This window comes from Rhodococcus sp. Ni2 (assembly GCF_021352185.1).
Classification (GTDB): domain Bacteria; phylum Actinomycetota; class Actinomycetes; order Mycobacteriales; family Mycobacteriaceae; genus Rhodococcus_F; species Rhodococcus_F qingshengii.
The window spans coordinates 146,428-165,660 of sequence record NZ_WOXZ01000002.1; the positions used below are offsets into that span (position 1 = coordinate 146,428).

15 protein-coding genes are annotated in these 19,233 nt (G+C 61.6%); 9 read left to right on the forward strand and 6 right to left on the reverse strand.

The annotated features are described in order from the left end of the window. Nucleotides 1–59: 59 nt before the first annotated feature. A complete protein-coding gene (locus GN300_RS14275; RefSeq protein WP_003941181.1) occupies nucleotides 60–551 on the reverse strand; it encodes an inorganic diphosphatase in 492 nt (163 codons plus the stop codon). 103 nt (nucleotides 552–654) lie between these two features. Here GN300_RS14275 and dacB point away from each other — a divergent pair, with 103 nt between their 5' ends. From dacB to GN300_RS14310, 7 genes are all read left to right on the forward strand, one after another. Then, on the forward strand, nucleotides 655–2,064 hold the full coding sequence (dacB, locus tag GN300_RS14280) for a D-alanyl-D-alanine carboxypeptidase/D-alanyl-D-alanine-endopeptidase (RefSeq protein ID WP_063315073.1): 1,410 nt from the start codon (nucleotides 655–657) through the stop codon (nucleotides 2,062–2,064). Further along, nucleotides 2,064–3,137 (forward strand): zinc-dependent metalloprotease, encoded by a 1,074-nt coding sequence (locus tag GN300_RS14285; protein ID WP_063315072.1) that lies wholly within the window; start codon nucleotides 2,064–2,066, stop codon nucleotides 3,135–3,137. Before dacB ends, GN300_RS14285 begins: the two co-directional genes overlap by 1 nt. Beyond that, a complete protein-coding gene (tilS, locus tag GN300_RS14290) occupies nucleotides 3,138–4,115 on the forward strand; it encodes a tRNA lysidine(34) synthetase TilS (protein WP_007727016.1) in 978 nt (325 codons plus the stop codon). Between the two features lie 3 nt (nucleotides 4,116–4,118). Then, a complete protein-coding gene (gene hpt, locus GN300_RS14295) occupies nucleotides 4,119–4,673 on the forward strand; it encodes a hypoxanthine phosphoribosyltransferase (RefSeq protein ID WP_003941159.1) in 555 nt (184 codons plus the stop codon). Between the two features lie 99 nt (nucleotides 4,674–4,772). Then, nucleotides 4,773–5,150, forward strand: coding sequence for a PH domain-containing protein (locus GN300_RS14300; protein ID WP_030534814.1), 378 nt, complete (start codon nucleotides 4,773–4,775; stop codon nucleotides 5,148–5,150). Between the two features lie 89 nt (nucleotides 5,151–5,239). Next, nucleotides 5,240–7,690: an AAA family ATPase gene (locus GN300_RS14305; protein ID WP_063315071.1), complete on the forward strand. Its 2,451-nt coding sequence runs from the start codon at nucleotides 5,240–5,242 to the stop codon at nucleotides 7,688–7,690. Beyond that, complete coding sequence (locus GN300_RS14310) at nucleotides 7,687–8,043, forward strand: hypothetical protein (protein ID WP_230587424.1); 357 nt, start codon at nucleotides 7,687–7,689, stop codon at nucleotides 8,041–8,043. The genes GN300_RS14305 and GN300_RS14310 overlap by 4 nt, the downstream gene beginning before the upstream one ends. 11 nt (nucleotides 8,044–8,054) lie before the next feature. On the opposite strand, the gene GN300_RS14315 is transcribed toward GN300_RS14310, so the two are convergent. The 3 genes from GN300_RS14315 to GN300_RS14325 are packed head-to-tail and all read right to left on the reverse strand — an operon-like array spanning nucleotide 8,055 to nucleotide 14,118. Then, the gene (locus GN300_RS14315) at nucleotides 8,055–10,796 is read right to left on the reverse strand and encodes a DEAD/DEAH box helicase (RefSeq protein WP_063315070.1); all 2,742 of its coding nucleotides are present in this window, start codon (nucleotides 10,794–10,796) and stop codon (nucleotides 8,055–8,057) included. After that, entirely contained in the window at nucleotides 10,784–12,820 is a 2,037-nt protein-coding gene (locus GN300_RS14320; RefSeq protein WP_156511695.1) for a hypothetical protein, read from the reverse strand. Before GN300_RS14320 ends, GN300_RS14315 begins: the two co-directional genes overlap by 13 nt. After that, nucleotides 12,817–14,118, reverse strand: a complete 1,302-nt coding sequence (locus tag GN300_RS14325; RefSeq protein WP_156511694.1) for a hypothetical protein — start codon at nucleotides 14,116–14,118, stop codon at nucleotides 12,817–12,819. The genes GN300_RS14320 and GN300_RS14325 overlap by 4 nt, the downstream gene beginning before the upstream one ends. Nucleotides 14,119–14,299: 181 nt before the next feature. On the opposite strand from GN300_RS14325, the gene GN300_RS14330 reads away from it, so the two are divergent. After that, on the forward strand, nucleotides 14,300–15,601 hold the full coding sequence (locus GN300_RS14330) for a hypothetical protein (RefSeq protein ID WP_063315067.1): 1,302 nt from the start codon (nucleotides 14,300–14,302) through the stop codon (nucleotides 15,599–15,601). Nucleotides 15,602–15,674: 73 nt separating this feature from the next. Here GN300_RS14330 and GN300_RS14335 read toward each other — a convergent pair whose 3' ends face one another. Continuing rightward, complete coding sequence (locus tag GN300_RS14335; protein ID WP_063315066.1) at nucleotides 15,675–17,084, reverse strand: acyl-CoA synthetase; 1,410 nt, start codon at nucleotides 17,082–17,084, stop codon at nucleotides 15,675–15,677. A 28-nt stretch (nucleotides 17,085–17,112) separates the two neighbouring features. After that, nucleotides 17,113–18,453 carry an SLC13 family permease gene (locus tag GN300_RS14340; protein WP_058039267.1) on the reverse strand — a complete coding sequence of 447 codons (1,341 nt, stop codon included), beginning with the start codon at nucleotides 18,451–18,453 and terminating at the stop codon, nucleotides 17,113–17,115. Nucleotides 18,454–18,552: 99 nt separating this feature from the next. On the opposite strand from GN300_RS14340, the gene GN300_RS14345 reads away from it, so the two are divergent. After that, nucleotides 18,553–19,200: a FadR/GntR family transcriptional regulator gene (locus tag GN300_RS14345; RefSeq protein WP_007727006.1), complete on the forward strand. Its 648-nt coding sequence runs from the start codon at nucleotides 18,553–18,555 to the stop codon at nucleotides 19,198–19,200. Nucleotides 19,201–19,233: the final 33 nt, after the last annotated feature.

Below are 19,233 nucleotides of genomic sequence, written 5' to 3' on the forward strand. Positions count from 1 at the left end.
AAAAATCCCCGCACATCTTCCGATGTGCGGGGATTCTCGTAAGGCCTGAGAACTCGAGCTCAGTGACCGCCGTTGGCAGCGAGACGCTTGATCGAAGCCTCGATCTCGGCCTCTGCCTCGGCGCGGCCGACCCAGTTGGCTGCCTCGACGTGCTTGTTCGGCTCGAGGTCCTTGTAGTGGACGAAGAAGTGCTTGATCGCATCGAGCTCGAACTGTGAGATGTCACCCAGATCCTGGATGTGATCCCAGCGGGGGTCACCGGCCGGAACGCAGAGGACCTTGTCGTCTCCGCCGGCCTCGTCGACCATCTTGAACATCGCGACTGCGCGAGCCTCGACGATGACGCCGGGGAAGACCGACTCGGGGAGCAGGACCATGGCGTCGAGCGGATCGCCGTCCTCACCCAGGGTGTTTTCGATGAAGCCGTAGTCGGCCGGGTAGCCGAAAGCTGTGTAGAGGTAGCGATCGAGTTTGACGCGACCGGTTACGTGGTCGACCTCGTACTTGTTGCGCTGACCCTTGGGGATCTCGATGGTGACGTCGAACTCCACGCCGATTCCTCGCTGTCGTGTCGGTAATGATTCGTCGGAAGGATATCGGGTCAAGGATAAGGTTGCCTGACCACCCAGTAGGCAGAGCACAGACGGAGGGGCGTTGGCGGGCCAAGGAAAGAAGAAGATCGGCTCGTTGGAAGAGAGTCGACGGCGTAACTTCCGCATCCTTCTGGCGGTCGGTGCAGTGGTTGTACTGGCCGTCGCCGGAGTTGTCGTCGTGAAACTCGGTACGTCGAACGACACCGCGGGCAGCGCGACCGTGACTACGTCGCCGCAGCCTGCGCTCGTGACGCCGTCACCTCAGGTGGTGCCCGTCCCGACGGACGCACCGATCCCGAGCGCGTCGGGAATCGCAGCGGCGATCGGCCCGGCCGTGGCCAACCCGGATCTGGGGAAGTTCACCGGAGTAGTCGCTGATGCGCTCACCGGAAACATTCTCTGGAGCACGGACCCGTCGACGCCGATGACGCCCGCGTCCACGACAAAGGTGCTGACCGCATCGGCGGCACTGCTGAAGTTGCCGCTCGACCACCGGCTGTCCACGACGGTGGTTCCCGGAGCGAGCCCCGGGCAGGTCGTTCTGGTCGGCGGTGGTGACCCGACGCTGACGGCCACGCCGAAGGGGCAGAGCGGGTATTACGCCAACGCAGCGCCCATCGCGGATCTCGTCGACCAGATCAAGGCTGCCGGTACGCCGGTGACCAGCGTCGTGGTGGACTCGAGCTTGTTCAAGGGCGACAACATGGCCACCGGATGGTTCCCCGCGGACATCGCGGCCGGCTACATCACCCCGATCGAATCGGTGATGATCGAAGGTGGTCGGTACGACGGCACTCAAGACGAGTCGCCGCGTTCGGAAACGCCCGCGTTGGACGCGGGCAAGGTCCTCGCTCAGGCCCTCGGTGTCGATCCCGCCAACGTGAGTCTCGGCGCGGCGCCTGCCGGTGCCAAGCCGATCGCCACCGTGCAGTCGGCGCCGCTGAGCGACCGGCTGCTGCAGATGATGGAACATTCCGACAACGTGCTCGCAGAGACCATCGGGCGTGAGGTCGCGATTGCCTCCGGAATAGAAGCCTCGTTCACCGGAGCAGTCGACGCGACCGGCAAGACCCTGCAGGCGGCCGGGTTCGACTACACCGGTGTATCGCTGCACGATTCCAGCGGACTGTCCGTCGACGATCTCATTCCCGCTCAGGTACTCGATCGGGTCATGACGGCTGCGGCCGGTGACGGTGATCCGAAACTGCGTCCGCTGCTGGACTACCTTCCGGTGGCCGGCGGAACAGGAAGTTTGTCCGACCGCTACGCGTCCGGAAACCGAACCGGTGCGGGTTGGGTACGGGCCAAGACGGGAACTCTCTCGACGGCCAGCGCGTTGTCAGGGTTCGTGGTCGATCAGAACGGGCGAGTGCTCACCTTCGCACTGATGTCCAATGACCGGCCGCCAGAAGTGAGCCGTCCTGCCCTGGACGCGATTGCCGGAGCATTGAGGAATTGCGGGTGCCAATAGTGGCCGAAAAGACTCCACAAGATGATGAAGCCTCGGCTCCGCTCGGTGGTGCCGTCGACTGGAGTCTTGCCGCCAAAGCCGGGATAAAACTGGCGCGCGGCGGCCCCGCGATGTCTCGCTACACGGCCGAGACGGCAACCGCAGAACTCGCCGAAGCGTCCGAGCGCGCAGAACTGCCGGTTCGTGAAGTGACCGGGCTGGCCGACGGTCTACCGGTCCCGGCTGCTGACGTGCTTGACCGGGCCGGGTGGATCACGGCGGCCTCGCGGTCGATGGCACATCTCACCGGCGCCGACCCTGACGGCAGTGGCAATCTCATCGTCGGAAAGCCGGCGGGCTTGCAGGCCGGTGCAATGCTGGCGTACCTGTCTTCGGCGATCCTCGGGCAGTACGACCCGTTCACCGGCGAGCACGGCACCCTGCTTCTGGTCACACCGAACATCGTCTCCGTCGAACGGTCCCTTCGGCTGAACCCGAGTGACTTCCGGTTGTGGGTCTGCCTGCACGAGGTCACGCACCGGGTTCAGTTCTCGTCCTCGCCGTGGCTAGCGGAGTACATGAAGGAATCCGTCGAAACGCTCGGTGCGACGGTGGACGAGTCGATGACCGACGTTGTCGGGCGCCTTGCTGCAGAGCTGCGCTCGCGGAAGGAACCCGACTCCGGTGACGGTGCGACGGCGGGCGGCATCATCGGACTGCTGCGCGCCTCGCAGGCGGAACCTCAGCGTGACGCGCTGGATCGGATGCTTGTACTCGGCACCCTCCTCGAAGGGCATGCAGACCATGTGATGGACGCCGTCGGCCCCGCCGTGGTGCCGTCGGTGGCAACTATCCGCGCGGCCTTCGACAAGCGTCGGCAGCGCAAGTCCAACCCCGTGCAGCGGATCATCAAGATGCTTCTCGGCATGGACGCCAAGATGGCGCAGTACGTGCGCGGCAAGGCCTTCGTCGACGCGGTGGTTCTCAAGGTCGGCATGGAGCAGTTCAACACCATCTGGACCGGGCCCGAGACCTTGCCGTTGCTCGACGAGATCGACAATCCCGACGCGTGGGTAAAGCGCGTTCTCGGCTAGATGCTGCTGCCTGAGACGCCTGCCCTACTGGCGCTGCGACAGGCCGTGCGGGCGTGGACGCTCGCATTCGAGCCACGACGCCGTGTGGTCGTCGCCCTGTCCGGGGGAGCCGATTCGTTGGCCCTGACAGCAGCAGCGGTGGCGGAAACCGATTCGGTCGACGCGTTGATCGTGGACCATCGCCTACAAGATGGTTCGGATGCCGTCGCGCGCTCGGCCGCAGACCAGGCGCTGGCGCTGGGTTGCCGGACCGCGACGGTGCTGACAGTCGACGTAGCCGATGGTGGGAGTCTCGAAGCCGCTGCGCGTGAGGCTCGGTATAACGCCCTACGCGACGCGAGGGCTGACCTCCCGGTTCTGCTCGGACACACGCTCGACGATCAGGCCGAGACCGTGCTTCTCGGACTCTCGCGCGGGTCCGGTGGGCGATCGATTCAAGGTATGGCTGCATTCGACGCTCCCTGGGGACGGCCGCTCCTCGGCCTCCGGCGATCGGTGACCAGGGCGGCCTGCGTCGACCTGGGAATCACGCCGTGGGAGGACCCGCACAACAACAATCCCGAGTTCACTCGCGTACGTCTGCGGCACGAGGCGTTGCCGCTGCTCGAAGAAATTCTCGGCGGGGGAGTTCCCGAAGCGTTGGCCCGAACCGCGACGCAGTTGCGTGAGGACGGCGAGGCGCTCGACGAGTACGCCGAAGCCCTACTCCTACGGGTTGTCGTCGACGGAGAAGTGGAAGTGGACACACTTGCCGAAGCGCCCACCGCAATCCGCCGACGCGCTCTGCGGGCCTGGCTGCTGCAGGGCGGCGCAAAAGCATTGACGGACAAACAGTTACGCGCAGTCGACGCCCTGGTGACCGACTGGCGGGGGCAAGGCGGCGTCGCGATCGGGGGCGGAACACCGGAGGCGAGGTTGGTGGCGGCCCGGCGACGTGGCAGGCTGATCCTCGGATTCGAAGACCGACGAAGGGTTTGACGCGTGTACGAGGGCGACATCGCATCGGTACTGATCTCCGAAGAACAGATCCGTGCACGAACGGCGGAACTGGCTGAGGACATCGCCAAGCGTTACCCGGCAGGCGCCCCCGAAGGGGATCTCCTGCTGATCGGCGTCCTCAAGGGAGCGGTCTTCTTCATGACCGACTTCGCCCGCGCCCTGCCGATCCCGTCGCAGATGGAATTCATGGCCGTGAGCTCCTACGGATCCTCGACCTCGTCTTCGGGCGTCGTCCGCATCCTCAAGGACCTCGACAAGGACATCGCCGGTCGCCACGTGCTGATCGTCGAAGACATCATCGACTCCGGTCTCACGCTGTCGTGGCTGATGCGCAACCTCAAGACACGTAATCCCGCTTCGCTCGAGGTCGTCACCCTGCTCCGTAAGCCGGATGCGGTCAAGATCGACGTCGACGTCCGCGACGTGGGCTTCGACATCCCCAACGAGTTCGTCGTCGGTTACGGCCTCGACTACGCCGAGCGGTACCGCGATCTGCCGTACATCGGCACCCTGGACCCCGAGGTCTACGGCGGCTGAGCCTGCTCGCCGGTAACACCACTGACTCGTCCACCGATAGCGTCGCTGTCGCCTTCGACCGTGGAGGCAATTTGGACGAGCACGGAGGTATCGGGCCTGATGGGTCTCATGGACGGGTTGATCGGTAACGCTGGAAAGATCGATCCCGCTGCCGCGCACCACGAATACGCGCGTCTGCTCGGACACGGGGAGCAGGTTCATGCGGCGTATCAGTTGGTTCGCGACGCATTTCTGTTCACGAATCGGCGACTCTTGATGGTCGACAAGCAGGGGCTGACGGGTCGCAAGATCGAGTACCACAGTGTGCCGTACCGGTCGATCACCCACTTCGCGGTCGAGACAGCCGGAACCTTCGATCTCGACGCCGAGCTGAAGATATGGATCTCGGGGAACGCGACACCGATCCAGAAACAGTTCACCAAGCAGGTTGACATCTACGAAGTCCAGGCGATCCTGTCGCATTTTGTCGTGTCCTGATGTGCAGCTGAGCTCCCTCGCCAAGACGTACTGTCGGTCCCATATGAAACCGTTGGGTCGGTTGGGATCGACGAGGCGAGGGAGTTTTGGTGACAACTGCCAACAGAGATGCAGAAAGATCGCTCGACGAGGTTGTCTGGGACGCGATCGACGAAGACACGAATCTGCCTGATGCAGCGAAGTATCTCGTTCTTGCAGCACTCGAGGGTGATGATGCGCTCAGCAAGCAGATTGGCGGTACGGAGCAGCTGAGAACCCGACCCGAAACCGCCAGCGGCCCAGCAGAAGAACCAGTTGGAGCATTCCTTACATCTATCTCGGTCGCCGGCTTCCGCGGCATCGGACCGAAAGCCGTTCTCGATCTGCATCCTGCGCCTGGCATCACGATCGTCAGTGGACGCAACGGGTCGGGTAAGTCGAGTTTTGCGGAAGCTCTTGAATTTGCAGTTACCAGCTCGAGCTACCGGTGGAAAAACAAGGCGAAATTATGGGCTGACAGCTGGCGAAACCTGCACAGCCCGGATCCATGCGAGGTGCGCGTTGGGCTGACCGTCGAGGGTTCCGAACCGACCGTCGTCGCCGTCAACTGGCCGATCGGTGCCACGTTGCACGACAACGAAGCGTGGACCCAGACGGGCAAACAGAAGCGCACTGTCGGTACCGACGAACTCGGATGGAAGTCCGCCGTCGAGCTGCATCGGCCGATCTTGTCTTACGACGAGATCGGAGGGCTGGTCGAGGACAGCCCGTCCACGCTGTACGACGCACTTGCAAAGCTATTGGGACTGGACGAGATCGCGGACGCCGAGAAACGGCTCACCGCCGCGCTGAAGTCTGCCAAGACTGCGCGTCAGTGCGCGAATGAGGAGCTGCGTCAACTCAAGGAAATTGTCGCCGAATCAGCAGACGAGCGTGCACAAACCGCCGTCACTCAGTTGAAGAAGCGGACTCACGATCTCGACGAGGTGCTTGCGCTCGCCACAGGCTCTGGTTCGGCTGTTGCGTCCACCCTGTCTGGTCTGCGCAGGTGCGCGAATCTGGCGGTCCCACAGAAGCCGGCGATCGACATGGTTGTCGCCGATCTTCGGGTTGCGGTCGCCGACACCGTCGAGCACGCTGGCGATGCTTTGTCGGTAGTGGAACAGCGCAGCGATATCCTCGATAGAGCCATTCAATTGCACAGTGAGACAGGCACAATCGAGTGCCCGGTATGTGCGGCGGGGGTGCTCGACGACGCCTGGGCTACGCAATCCCGAACGCGCCTCGCGGAACAGAACAGCAAGCTGGGGAAGTATCGGAAGTCTCGACGCGATCTTGACAACGCATGTCGGGCAGCAAAGGAATTGCTGAACGAGCTGGTGCGTCTGGAAACGGTCGAGGGTCCGGAATTGGAGTCGTTGATCCGGTACCGAGACTCAGTGGCCGCTGCCCAAGGTGCGCCGACCGGGGTAACCGAGCTCGCCGAGCACATCGAGAAGACCTTGCCTGCGGTGATCGACGCTGCGAACGCCGTGCGCGAAGAGGCGGCGGTCGCAATCGCCGAGCAGGAAGACACATGGGCTCCGATCGCGGGTCGTTTGATGACGTGGGTCAACCTCGAGCGTGACGCACGATTGAGTGATGACACCGTCAAAGCCCTGGATGCGGCGAAGAGGTGGGTAGCCGCCCATGCGGCAGAACTGCGGAATCAGAGACTCGAGCCGATCGCGGAGCAGGCGCGCGAGATTTGGTCGGAGCTCAGGCAGGAAAGCAACGTCGACATCGGGTCGATCAGCCTGGAAGGCAGCAATACTCGACGCAGGGCGGTGCTGAAAGGGTCGGTGGACGGAGTGCCGACCGAAGCATTGGCGGTGATGAGTCAGGGGGAGTTGCACGCTCTGGCGCTTGCACTGTTCATTCCACGTGCGACCACACCGAACAGTCCGTTCCGCTTCATCGTTCTCGATGATCCGATTCAGGCGATGGACCCGGCCAAGATCGACGGGTTCATCCGAGTTTTGTCGAAGCTGTCGGAGACACGGCAGGTCATCGTGTTCTCCCACGACGACCGATTGGCCACTGCGATACGGCAACTTGCGGTGAATGCGCGACTGGTCGAGGTTGCACGTGAGACCGGATCGCAGGTCTGTGTCGCAGAGACACTGAACCAGGCGACCCGCTATGTGGACGACGTCCGCGCGCTGGTGCTCGACGAGAACGTTCCCGACGAGGTCAAGCGCCGAGTGGCACCAGGTTTGTTCCGGTTGGCCTTGGAATCCGCGGCGCAGCAGGTGTATTACGCGAAGCAGCACAAGGCGGGCGAGAGTCGGGTCGATACCGAGAACCGGTGGACATCGGTGAAAAAGACGCGGGCCAAGATCGCGCTCGCGGTGTACGGCGATGCCGAGAAGCCTTTGTCGCAGTGGCAAATTCTGCGAGAAGGGCGCAAAGCGACGCTCAACATTGCCAACGCCGGCTCGCATGTCGGGGCCGACATGTCGATCACGAGGAGCGAAGTGAATGACCTCAGGAAGACGATCGACGGGATCCTCGCGGAATGACAACACAGATGCCGCCGGCTGTTGTGCTGCGAAATGCGGAGCTACTGCTCGATGGAAGTGTCGGTGCTGCTGGAAGTTCGGCACGGTTGGCTGCTTTTCTGGCCAGGCAGGCATTGGAGGAACTGGTAGCCGAACGGTGTATCGCGCTGAATGCCGAAGCGCCGCAAGCAAGCATGCGCTCGCGATTGGTGATACTGCGTTCCCTCGACACACCGGCACGTGCCGACGCCGCAGCAGTGGCGTGGAACAGATTGAGCAATGTCTGTCATCACCATGCGTATGAACTTGCGCCGACCGTCGCCGAGGTGCGGCATTTGTGTGGAGTTGTTGCCGTCCTGTTGGAGAGCGGCTGAGTATGTGTGCGTCAGTGGGATGACTCCGTGACTGCCAAGTCCATTGTGAGTTCACGTACCAGTGACAACGGAAGAGGCACCCTAGTTTCCACACCACCCGTTTCTGCATTGTCCGCAGTACGCGTATCTCCCATGACGACGCCGAACCAACGATCTCGATCTTTGACCACTCGATACATACGTTCATCGTGGGTGCCGCCGAGGTATGGCTCGTACACGATCAAAGGTTCGCCCGCCAGTTGCGCGGCCGAGCCGAGTCGATCCAGGCGACCCGTTCGTTGTTCGAGCGTCGCGGGGTTCCAGTCCAAGTCGTGGTGAATGACATGTCGGCAGGCAACGTGCAAATCCACACCCTCAGACATCACGGAACTGGCGATGAGCACATCGGGGAAGAACGGGGAGTTGAATGACGCCATGAGCCTTTGTCGAGTCTTTTGAGCTACTTCACCATTCGCGAGCCGCACATTGGGTGCAACCGTGGTGTGAAGGGGTGAGTGCTCTGCTGGATCGATTTCGTCGTCCGCGGATTCGTCGACTGTGATGTCGCCGGTTCGCGTTGTCAGCAGAATATTCAGAATGCGTTCGCGGTCCTCCGGGGTTCTCTTGGAAAGAAACTCGGCAAATGACTCGATACGCTTTCGTAGTGGAATGCCACCCGGAGGAGCTGTTTCGAGTCCCTTCATCAGTTCTTCGACGGTCATCGAAGGGGAAATGGGCGTGAACCGAACGAGGAAGGAATCCGTGCGAAGAAATCTCACGACTACTTCGCCGAGTTGGTATCGAGATTCTTTATCGAGAAGGTCGGCCCATTCCTCGACAGTATCTCGAATGCGTTTGTTTCCAGAGGAATCGCTACGTAACAGGCGATTGCGCAATCGATTGACGGCTTCGCCGACTGCTGTCGGATCAGTGGCATCGACGAACAGTGCGCCCGCTGCTCGCTCGGTTATGCGCTTCTGTAGTGCTCGTGCGATGTGCAACCGAAGTGCGCGCCCGGTTTCTCGGTAGAAACAGAAGATCAGGACCTTGTGGCCCTCGTCCCATAAACGGAGTGTAAGCTCCACTGTGGCAGCAATTTTCGGATGGCGCGCGAGGCTCTCTGGATTGTCGGGGAGTTGTTGTTCGATACGATCCAGATACCACTTGACGGGGCCTGTCGTGGGCGCGGTGCGCTTTGCGCCCTCGACATCGTCGATATCTGCCGCCCCATTTGATCGAGTTCTGCGATAGGCCTCGAACGATGATGCTATCCCGTAAGAGAAGAGCGATCGGGTGGAGCCTGTCGAGTCGCCAGACAGCCGTGCGACAGCATCTGCGCGACCTGCAAGCAGGAACGGCAAAGCCGCGGCGCCGTCGATCGGCAACCCGAGATCGCCGGCCCTACTGTCGAGGACCGCCGCACCGGCACGATAGCGACGACGTTCGGTGTCGTTGGACTTCAGATGGCGGATGACCCACGGGCGCAATGCCTCTGCGGCGCAGTCTTTGGCCTTACGCGCATCGATCCCGCTTGTTACAGCGGCACGGGCCGAACGACTCAAACTCTCGATGTCGGCATTGTCGAAGCTCGAAAGCGATTTCAAACTGGAATCCTGTACGGGGTCAATGGCTGTCCAACGCTGCTCGAACCGTTGGGCGGCTGATCGCGCAGTGTCCAATGCATCACCGAGTTCGCTGATCGAGTCTTCGAACGCGACGCGGTCGACGGGGTTCGGCCATCGAATACCGTCGAACCGCCTTAGTACACTGAGTAATTCGTGATGTCCGAGCTGGAACGGGGTTGCAGTCAGGAACAACATGCGCTCGAACATTCCGCCGAGTGGGCCCCGGAGTGCTTCGGCATCTCCTTGGGCCTCTTCGTTCGCGAACAAACCGGATGTGGCGTTGTCGTTCTTGACGTGATGGGCTTCGTCCAACACGAGCAATGGGAGGGTGACATCGAGTTGGCGAAGCCCGTCAGCCCAAGCGCCGCGCATCGCCGTCGTCAAAGCTTTCTTGGCTCCGGACAACCGATCGTCGAAATTGATCGATTGCTTCATTGGTAGCAGTGTGAGTGCATCGCGGAGTGGTTCGAGGATGTCATTGTCGATGGCATCGACAAACGCGGCGGGAACCGGGTCGTCATCCAATGGTGCAGCCCCCGAGTGCTTGTTCCACAAGTCCATCCAGTTGCTCTCGGGCGTTTCGAGAAGGCGCGTAACAAGGGCTTCGTCGCGGAAGCGTTTGTCTGAGAGGAGGAATGATGCATGCCGAGCGATCGCCGGCCGTCGCCTCTGTAATTCAGCTCTTCTGCGGCCCGCACGTCGAAGTAGTGCGAGTCGGACGAACGGATCATTTGTCGTTCTTGTCAAGGCTCCGTGCGTCAGAAAGATGATGTGACGTCGGCGTTCTGGTGGATCATCGAGAAGCTTCAAGAACTCGATTCCGTGTCGAATGGCTCCCGAGACACGAATGTCCGACGCGTCCGGCAAGCACTTTTCGGCGAAGACATTCCACTCTCGAGGCCATTTCTCGGCGACGGATGGTGGCACCATCACCACGACCGGATGCCGGTGGCCGGTTGCTCGAACGACCGATGCTGCGACTGCCAGTGCCACAAATGTTTTCCCCATGCCGACTTCGTCGGCAAGTACCAGACCCGGCTGATTCGCGAATCTACGAAGAATCTCCTCAGCGGTTTTCTGCTGGCGCGTCGAGTCTGCTGTGGGGAGGTTGTCGTTCGAGAGGTCGATGTCCGGGCTCAAAGTCCACATGAGCGCCGTGCCTCCTTGAATGCGTCGGCAACGTATTCGAGCATGTCACTCTCCAATTCATCGGAATTCAGGGATCGTTGTCTGTCCTCGATCTTCGAAAGTGCCTCGGCGAGAACACTCTGTGCGACAGCGCGATCCAAAGATTGGAGAGCGCATTTCCAGTCGACGGTCCCGACCGTCAGTGCGATCTCAGCGAGAAGGAAATGAGTCTCGGCGGGTGCTGCGGTCCCTGTGCCCGACGAACCCCCATCGAGAGCTGTCTGGTCAAGTACGAGGAGCCTACCGATCTCGACTGGCCCGACCACACCGAACAGGCGATTTCGCAATACCTCGAGCGAAGCAGCACGTGTGCCGAGTCGCTCACGCAACGCCCAGAGGGCTGCAGACCGCGCGCGTGTGCGATGCAGCAGTAGACCGCTCGAATCGAATCGGCGTAGGGCGTCGGTTGCATCCGTACCCGCCAGCTTTCGAGCTTCGATTCGCCGGAGTTCATGCTCCACCGCAGCTGGGAGCGGACGGGTCGATCCGAGGGCGTCCAGTAAGAGTTGCACAGGAAGGTCCTCAAGTTCTGCGGGAATCGGCAGCTTGCTCGTGTCGTCGACGTTCGCTACCCATTGGGCTGATACCGGGGTTCCGTCAGCCGTCCAACCGACGTCGAGGAATGAAGGTACTGCGGTTCTGTCTACCGTCACAAAAAGTTGTTCAGGTTGCAATTGCTTCCGCCACAACTCTTGGTCCACAGCGCACTCGAGGCCAAGTGCGTGCACAGACCACGAGTCCGGCTCTTGCTCCGTTCGATCGAACGAAAGCGCCAACTGTGCGGAATTCGACGTCAGTTCGATTGTGCACCAAGAGAAGAAGAGCGGAAGTGAAGGAAGGTTGCTGTCGTCGTCATCAGTGTTCACCGTTTCGATGGCATTCAAGTCGACGGATTTCTGTGTACTGACCAGTGCGCGCAAAGCTCGACCTGTGGGCGACGTACGCGGGGCGCCGACCCACACATTGAGTTCTCGGTGGCCATGGGTCGTTGCGAGCCCCCAACCGGCCGTGGTTGCGTTCGATGATCCTATGAGTGCCGCGACCCACTCGTCGTTCTCCAACACAAGTGCCTTGGCATGCAAGGTGCGTTGCTCGGCATCGAGTGGCGCCAGTGCTCGCACTCGATCCACTTGTGAGGCGAGCTCAACCGGTGCCATTACCGCACCCACACGATCAAGGCCGACGACAGCGGTCACGCTTCGCGCAGTCTTCGGCTGGCCGGTGAGTAGCGATCGAACCGAGGTCAATGCCGTCGTGCTCGTTGCGGCATCCCAGAAGGGTGACAGTACGGATGCCCGCAGTGGTTTCTTCGATGTTCGCCACACAGCCTTGTAACCGTCGAGTGGGGAAGAACCGGGAGCTGAAGGCGCGACCGCGAGGTGCACTGCGGTTTCTGTCGGCAAGGCAGGGGAATGTTGCTCGATGCGGCTGGTGATGCGGTTGAGCGTGTCCGTTGCCCGATCCGTCGTCGAACTAGCTGCACCAGGCAACAATTCAAGGTAGCTGCGCAGTTCGCTCACTATGCCGAGAAGGACTGGGCGTGGTATCTGGCAGCCTTGGGTGATGTCGAATGCAAGCGCCGCCTCGATCTTTTCTCGGTAGCCCGCAGGGGTGAGGTTTGCCGAGCCGACGACGATGCGCGCATGGCGTTCCCATATGAGTATTACGACTTTGGCATGTAGTAGGCCATTGCCCGTCGAAACCGGTATCAGGTCCCATCGAAGATTGCGTCTGTCGGTGCGAGTGCCTCGATCGACCAGGACTGAGATGGCCGCGGTTTCACTAAGTCGAAGCTCCTCTTCGAAGGTTGCGGCAATCGAGCTGATCTTGTCCCCCTCGCCGGTTACCGCAGATAGCGCAAGAAATCTGCTAAGGCAATCATCCGTGAAGAACTGAGGGTCGAATGTGAATGTTGTTGCCAGACATGCCACTGCAGATCCGCTGCCTGCCGGCGCGGACCAGTGGTCGAGCATTTTTGTGGTCATACGGCGGTATCTCGTAAGAATCGACGCAATGCGTTTATTCGGATGGGATGAATGAATGGTCCGTCGAGCGATGGCCGGGTTCGTTCCTCGTATCCGGGCCGCACCAACCAGCCGTTCTTGTACGGCTCGAACCATGGCCGCTTGCCCAGTGGCGGCTTCGACGCTTGTATCGCGCCATGATGATTCAGAACCAGTTGGGCCAGATCGGCGGGTGTGTGTTCGTCGGCGAAACCGGTGAAACGCGCATCGAATTCAACTGTGCCCGTTGTCGCGGAGAGCGTCTCAAACGCGCGCTTGTGGAGAGCCGGGAGATTTCCTGCTGCGCGGACGAAGGTCGGATCGTGCTTCAACGCGTCGGCTTTCAATGGCGTCGTGCCCAGCGAATACGAAACGTGGCACACCGTACGGAAGCAAGTGTCGAGGTAGCGCGCAAAGTTCTCGTATGCGATGACGGCGTTGATCGTCTCGCGAAGTGCGGGCGACGAAGCGCGAACAATCTCCGAAATCACATCGCTTTCCGTCAGGGTTTCGTCGTCGAGTGAAGGTTCCAGCAAGCGCGCGAGTTCACTGCGTAGCGGGTGGCGTTCTTCGGACAGGCCCCGGAGTAAGCTGCGTTCACCTGCTCCCGGGCCGTCGGGATCTAATGCCTGCGCAAGTGTGCCGACTGTCCTACCAGTAGGAGCAACATCGCAGCGAGATGACTCGAAGCTTCGACGTAGGGCGTTGCGCAGGTCGCGACGTAGTTCGCCACCGTCCGTTCCTGCGGTCTCATCGACGAAGCCAGGAAGGTTGGCTTCGCGTTCCCACATCGACACCAATGCTGTTTGCTGCGACCCCGCCGTCAAGCTCGAAGTAACGATGTCGAGCGTTTTCGCGAGCGGCTTGTACACGCCGTGAAAACCGAACACCGACGGACCTTTGAGGTACGAGTTCGCAGACAGGCGATCTCGGCGCCCGACCACCGCCCGTGCTTTCTGCATCCCGGGGACGCCACGCAGTGCACTTTTAGAACTTCGCGCAAACGCCTCCAGAACTATCCATTCGAATGCGATTTGGGGTGTTGTCACGCCGTCTGCGGCACGTGTGGATTCGAAATCGTCACAGACGATACTGCCGACGGCCATGGCTGTCATCAGGCGAAACCGAGTCATTCGCGCGCGGAAGTCGGGAACCAGTTTGTCAGACAACTTTTCCGAAATGGCGCCGAGACCCATTGGGTCCAGGCTCCCTTCTCCTGCGACCGGCGGATCGAACTCTGAGAACTGGGGGACCGTGAAGCCCGTGAGCGCTGAGGTCATGAGCACACCTCATGACATGTTGGTGCGAGCAGTGTGTCCACGAGATGGTTGTACCAGCACTGCAGTCTTGGCGTGGGGGAATGTTGGCGGCACTGGTCCATCCCAGCCGCATACCGTGTACGCATCCAAATATCTGAGTGACCGGATAGCGTGAGCGCGACGTAACCGAGGAAGGCTCGATGTGGTCAACAATGACAATGTAATTCCGGTGTGGACGCTTGCTACAAAGCAGGCGGAGGTGCCCGCTATTCCGGACGAGGGAACCATGACGCCCGACCGACTGGCGGAGTTGCGGACAGTCCTGGCGGTGTTGGCCGAGACCCCGATCGCAACACTCGAGGCGCATCCGCTTCCGAAGTCGATCGACCTCGATCGAGGGATCTCCCTGGATAGTGCGAGTCCACTGGCTACCCATCTGTCGCAGCTGATCAGCCAGACATCCAAAGCTTCGTCGAGTTCAGCGGTCGCGAGTGGCGAGACGTTGTACCGCATGGTTGTCCCGGCAAAAGTCGCCGCGCAAGTTGGCAGTGGGCTGGTGAAACCGATGACGTCCAAGGCGGCGGCGGGTGGCGTGCACAGTGCGCTTATCGGATCTTCGGGGATTGCTGCGCAGGCCTCGTTCGTGCCTGTTGCAGGACAGGCAGCCGCGGTTGGTGCCGCTGGCGGGTCCGCCGCGACGGCAGGTCTTGCAGCAGCCAGTGCGGGTGCACTGACAGTCGCGGCTCCCCTGGTGTTGATGGCAGTCGCGGTTGGTGTCAGCGCCCACGCCGACCACAAGCGTGAACTCGCAATCGAGAACATCACCAAGTTACTCGAGAAGCTCCACGATGACGCGTTGCAAAAGGAACGTAACTCCCTGAACGGATGTCGGGGCGCGATCGACACTGCGACTGCGATTCTGCTCGATCAGGGACGCATCGGCGCGTCAGTTGGACTGGACTCCGCCGTACACGCGATCAGTGTCGGTATGGCGGATGCCGAAGGGCGACTGAAGAAATGGCAGCAGGGACTCGACGCATTGAAGACCGGTCGCGTCGAGCTCGATACTCTGCGAAAAGCGTTCACCGGAATCGACGAGGACGGTGGCGAGTTCCGCGCCCACCTCGAGCTTGCCGCACTCGCTATCGCGCTCAAGAAGCGTGTGATCGTCCTTCAAGCTGTGGAGCACGCTCAGATGGACGAAGCCAACCCTTTCGAGAGCTTTACTCGCGCGTTGAAGAGCGATCAGCAGCGTGTCGCGAAGTTGGAGTCGGGCATCGCGTCACTGCTCATGGGACTTTCCGAGCTGAGGCTTGACCGATCCCACGGTGTTCGTGATTTTGTGTTCAAGTCGAGTGAAGTCGACAAGATGCTGCGGACCGCATACCTGTTGCGGGAGTTGGGAGATGGGGTCGCAATGTCGGACAACGAATCCGACGTGGCGATCGAGATCGCAAGACGGCGTGATGGATCGGTTGTCGTCTTTCCCGCCCTGGCCGCCTAGTCCGAGCTGACTCGCACCGCAAATTAGCACGTAGCAGCCACTGGGTTCGTCGGTGGCTGCTACAGGTCCAGCCTCAGAGCGTCAGCAGCTTCTTCTGGACCTTGCCCATAGCGTTGCGCGGCAAGCTGTCCACCAGACAAACCTGGCGTGGGCGCTTGTGAATCGACAGTGATTCGGCGACGAAGTCCGAAACCACAGCGCAGTCGGCTACGTCGCCGACGATGAAGGCGACTATGCGCTGGCCGAGATCGTCGTCCGGCATACCGACGACGGCGGCCTCGCGAACGCCGGGGTATGCCAGAAGTGCCTGTTCCACCTCGCCGGCACCGATGCGGTATCCACCGGACTTGATCATGTCGACCGACTCGCGACCTACGATGCGGTGGAATCCGCTGTCGTCGATCACCGCGATGTCGCCGGTGCGGAACCAGCCGTCTTCGGTCATGGATTCCGCTGTCTTCGAGGGGTTCCCGAGGTACTCGTCGAAGAGAACGGCGCCCGCAACTTCCAGTTGCCCAAGCTGCTCTCCGTCGTGCGCCGACAATTGGCCGTTCTCGCCGCGCAACCTCGTCCTGACTCCCGGAACGGCGTGCCCGACCCAACCCGGGCGACGTTCGCCGTCGTGCGTCGTGCTGACGGTGATGAGGGTTTCACTCATTCCGTAGCGCTCGACGGGAGCCAACCCGGTCAGCGATTTCATCCGCTCGAACAATGGAACCGGAAGTGGTGCACTTCCGGACACGAGCAAGCGCGCGGATCGCAATGCTGCTGCCGCCGAGGGATCACCGCACACGCGTGACCAGACGGTCGGAACACCGAAGTACAACGAGCCACCCGCTGCGGCATACGAATCCGGAGTTGGTCTGACGGTATGAATCAGCGGCGAACCCACGCGCAAGGCGCCCAACACGCCGAGAATCAACCCGTGGACGTGGAAGAGAGGCAGTCCGTGGACGAGTGTGTCCTCTGGCGTCCAATTCCACACATGAGCGAGCGCGTCGAGATCCGCTGCGATCGATGCTCGCGAGAGGACAACGCCTTTCGGAGCTCCGGTGGTTCCCGAGGTGTACATGATCAGTGCAGTAGCTGCCGCACTCGGTTCGGGATAGGACGTCGCAGATCGCGCGTGAATATCGATGGGAATCAACGGGATACTCGAATCCGTCGGCCCTTCTCCGAGTATCAGTTCGGCCTTGGAATCGGCGATGATGTGCTGACGTTCGAGCGGGCCGGAGTCGGGCGGGATCGGGACCACGGCAACACCGGCGATCAGTGCGCCGGCGACGGCGACCACTGTCTCGAGGCCGGCGGCGGCTTGTACTGCCACTCGCTGTGCACCGTGGATTCGATCGGCGACCGCGGTGGCGGCGGCAAACAAGTCGGCGCGAGAGAGGGTTGCGCCTTCGCCGAAACTGACCGCCGCTCCGTGATCGTCGAAGATGCGGGGGTCGAGGGAGCGCAGAAGTGTGGATTCGCTGTTCATCGCGAGTTCCCTTTCTTTGAGCGAAGATTCAGACGGACCATGGAACAACGAACAGCAGCCAGGCGAGAATCGGCGTCACCACCATGATGGTCATGCCCCACCGCATCGTCAGCCCGAACACCACGTCGCGTTCTTCCGGAGCGGCGTTCGCGACCACCAGCGCGCCGTTGGTCGAGAACGGACTGCAATCGACCAGAGACGAGGAGATTGCCAGCGCGATGACCAGACCGGTTGCATTGACCTGACCGGTCATGAGGAATGGAATTGCCAAAGGGATGAGTGCGCCGAGGATTCCCGTGGTGGATGCAAACGCCGACACGATCGCGCCGATCAGGCAGATCAAGAAGGCTGCGAGAAGTGGAATCCCCACGTGTGCAACAGAATCCCCGAGCCACTGGACGGTGTTCTGGTTCTGCAGAAGAGCGACGTACGTGACGATTCCGCCGATGAGGAGCACGGTGCCCCAGCTGATCTTGTCGACGGCGCCGCGGGCGGAGGCAGGGAAGATCAGGGTGAGAAGTACCGCGACGGTCAGTGCGGTGAATCCGACGTCGAGGTCGAACACCAAGGCGCCGAGTGCAAGCGACGCCAGTCCGAGCAGGGTGAGTCGCCGCTCGAGATTGAGCGCTCCCTCGTGCGGAGCGGCCCCACCCGAGGACTTGCCGCCACCCTTCGAGCTGTCGCCGGAACCCGAACCGGTGATGGTGTCGCCACCGCCAGACGCATTGCCGACTGCGTTGACGAGCACGCGTTCGGAGGCGCCGCGCGCAATCAACGCGCGTCCGCCGAACGAGACGTACGCGATGGCAGCAACAACGGCCGCGGCCGCGAAGGTCGAGACGAACAGCAAGGCCGGGCTCGACGGGAGGCCGTTCTGACGCATGACGTCGTTGGTGATCACACCGAAGATTCCGATAGGGGAGAAGCTGCCCGCCGTTGCGCCCTGGACGACCATGAAGCCCATCAGCATGGGGTGGATCCGGTAGCGGGTGGCGAAGCCCATTGCCACGGGCGCGATGATGGCGACGGCAGCGGGACTGACCGCGCCCATGGCGGTGACGGCCGCGCACACCGCGAACATCGCCCACGGCACGAGGGCCACTCGTCCTCTGACCGCGCGGACTGCCGCGTGAATGATCCAGTCGACCGTGCCGTTGTTTCTGGCCAGCGCGAACAGGTAGGTGACGCCGACCAGGATGACGAAGAGGCTGGCCGGGAAGCCGTCGAGGATCTCGCTGGTATCGACGGTGAAGACCAGTGTTCCGACGACGAAGGCAGCCACCAGGGCGAGCGCACCCATGTTCACCGACCTCACGGTGGATATGACGAACACCAGGACAAGTACTGACAGGGCTATGACATTTGCCATCGAACTCTCAATTCGTTCGCGACCAGCTTGTGGTCTGCATCACTTGGAATTGGCCTAGCCTCTCTGCCACTGCTCCATTTGTCAAGTACACTCCGAGGCATGAATTCGACGTCATCGCCCGGCTCGCGCTCGGGCCTGCCCGGACGATTGAAGCGTCCGCGTCTGTATGAGCAGTTGGCCGAGCACATTTCGAATTTCATCGAGGCTCAAGGCCTTTCGCCCGGCGATCGGCTTCCTCCCGAACGCAGCCTGGCTGCCGAACTCGGCGTGAGTCGCGCGTCGCTGGCTCAAGCGCTCGTGGCCCTCGAGATTCGGGGCAGAGTCGAAATTCAGCACGGTAACGGAGCGGTGATTCGCGAAGCTCCCACGCCCGACGCGGGTAGGTCTGCGGATTCGGGAGTGCGGTTGCAAGACCGAACTGTCGACGAACTGACTGCTGCCAGGGAGGCGATCATGGCCGGCCTGGCTCGGGCGGCGGCGTCGAATCCCAACGCTGCGCTTCGGGTCGCGATGTTGACCGACGACGGGACCGCGAGAAACTTCGCCGAGACATGGCGCTGCGTCAGGCACCTGGCCGGTGGCGGCCTATTGGCTGATCTCGACGACACCATCGCCAAGCAGGCAGACGTGCCCGAGTCCTCGGCGCGACTGTCTGCGCGACTCGATCAGCTCGCCCACCGGATCATCGACGGTGACCAATCGGGCGCCGCTGACGCTGTTGCGGGAATCCTCTCCGAAACGGCCTGACGAATAACGACGGACGAGCGTCGGAAAAGCGCA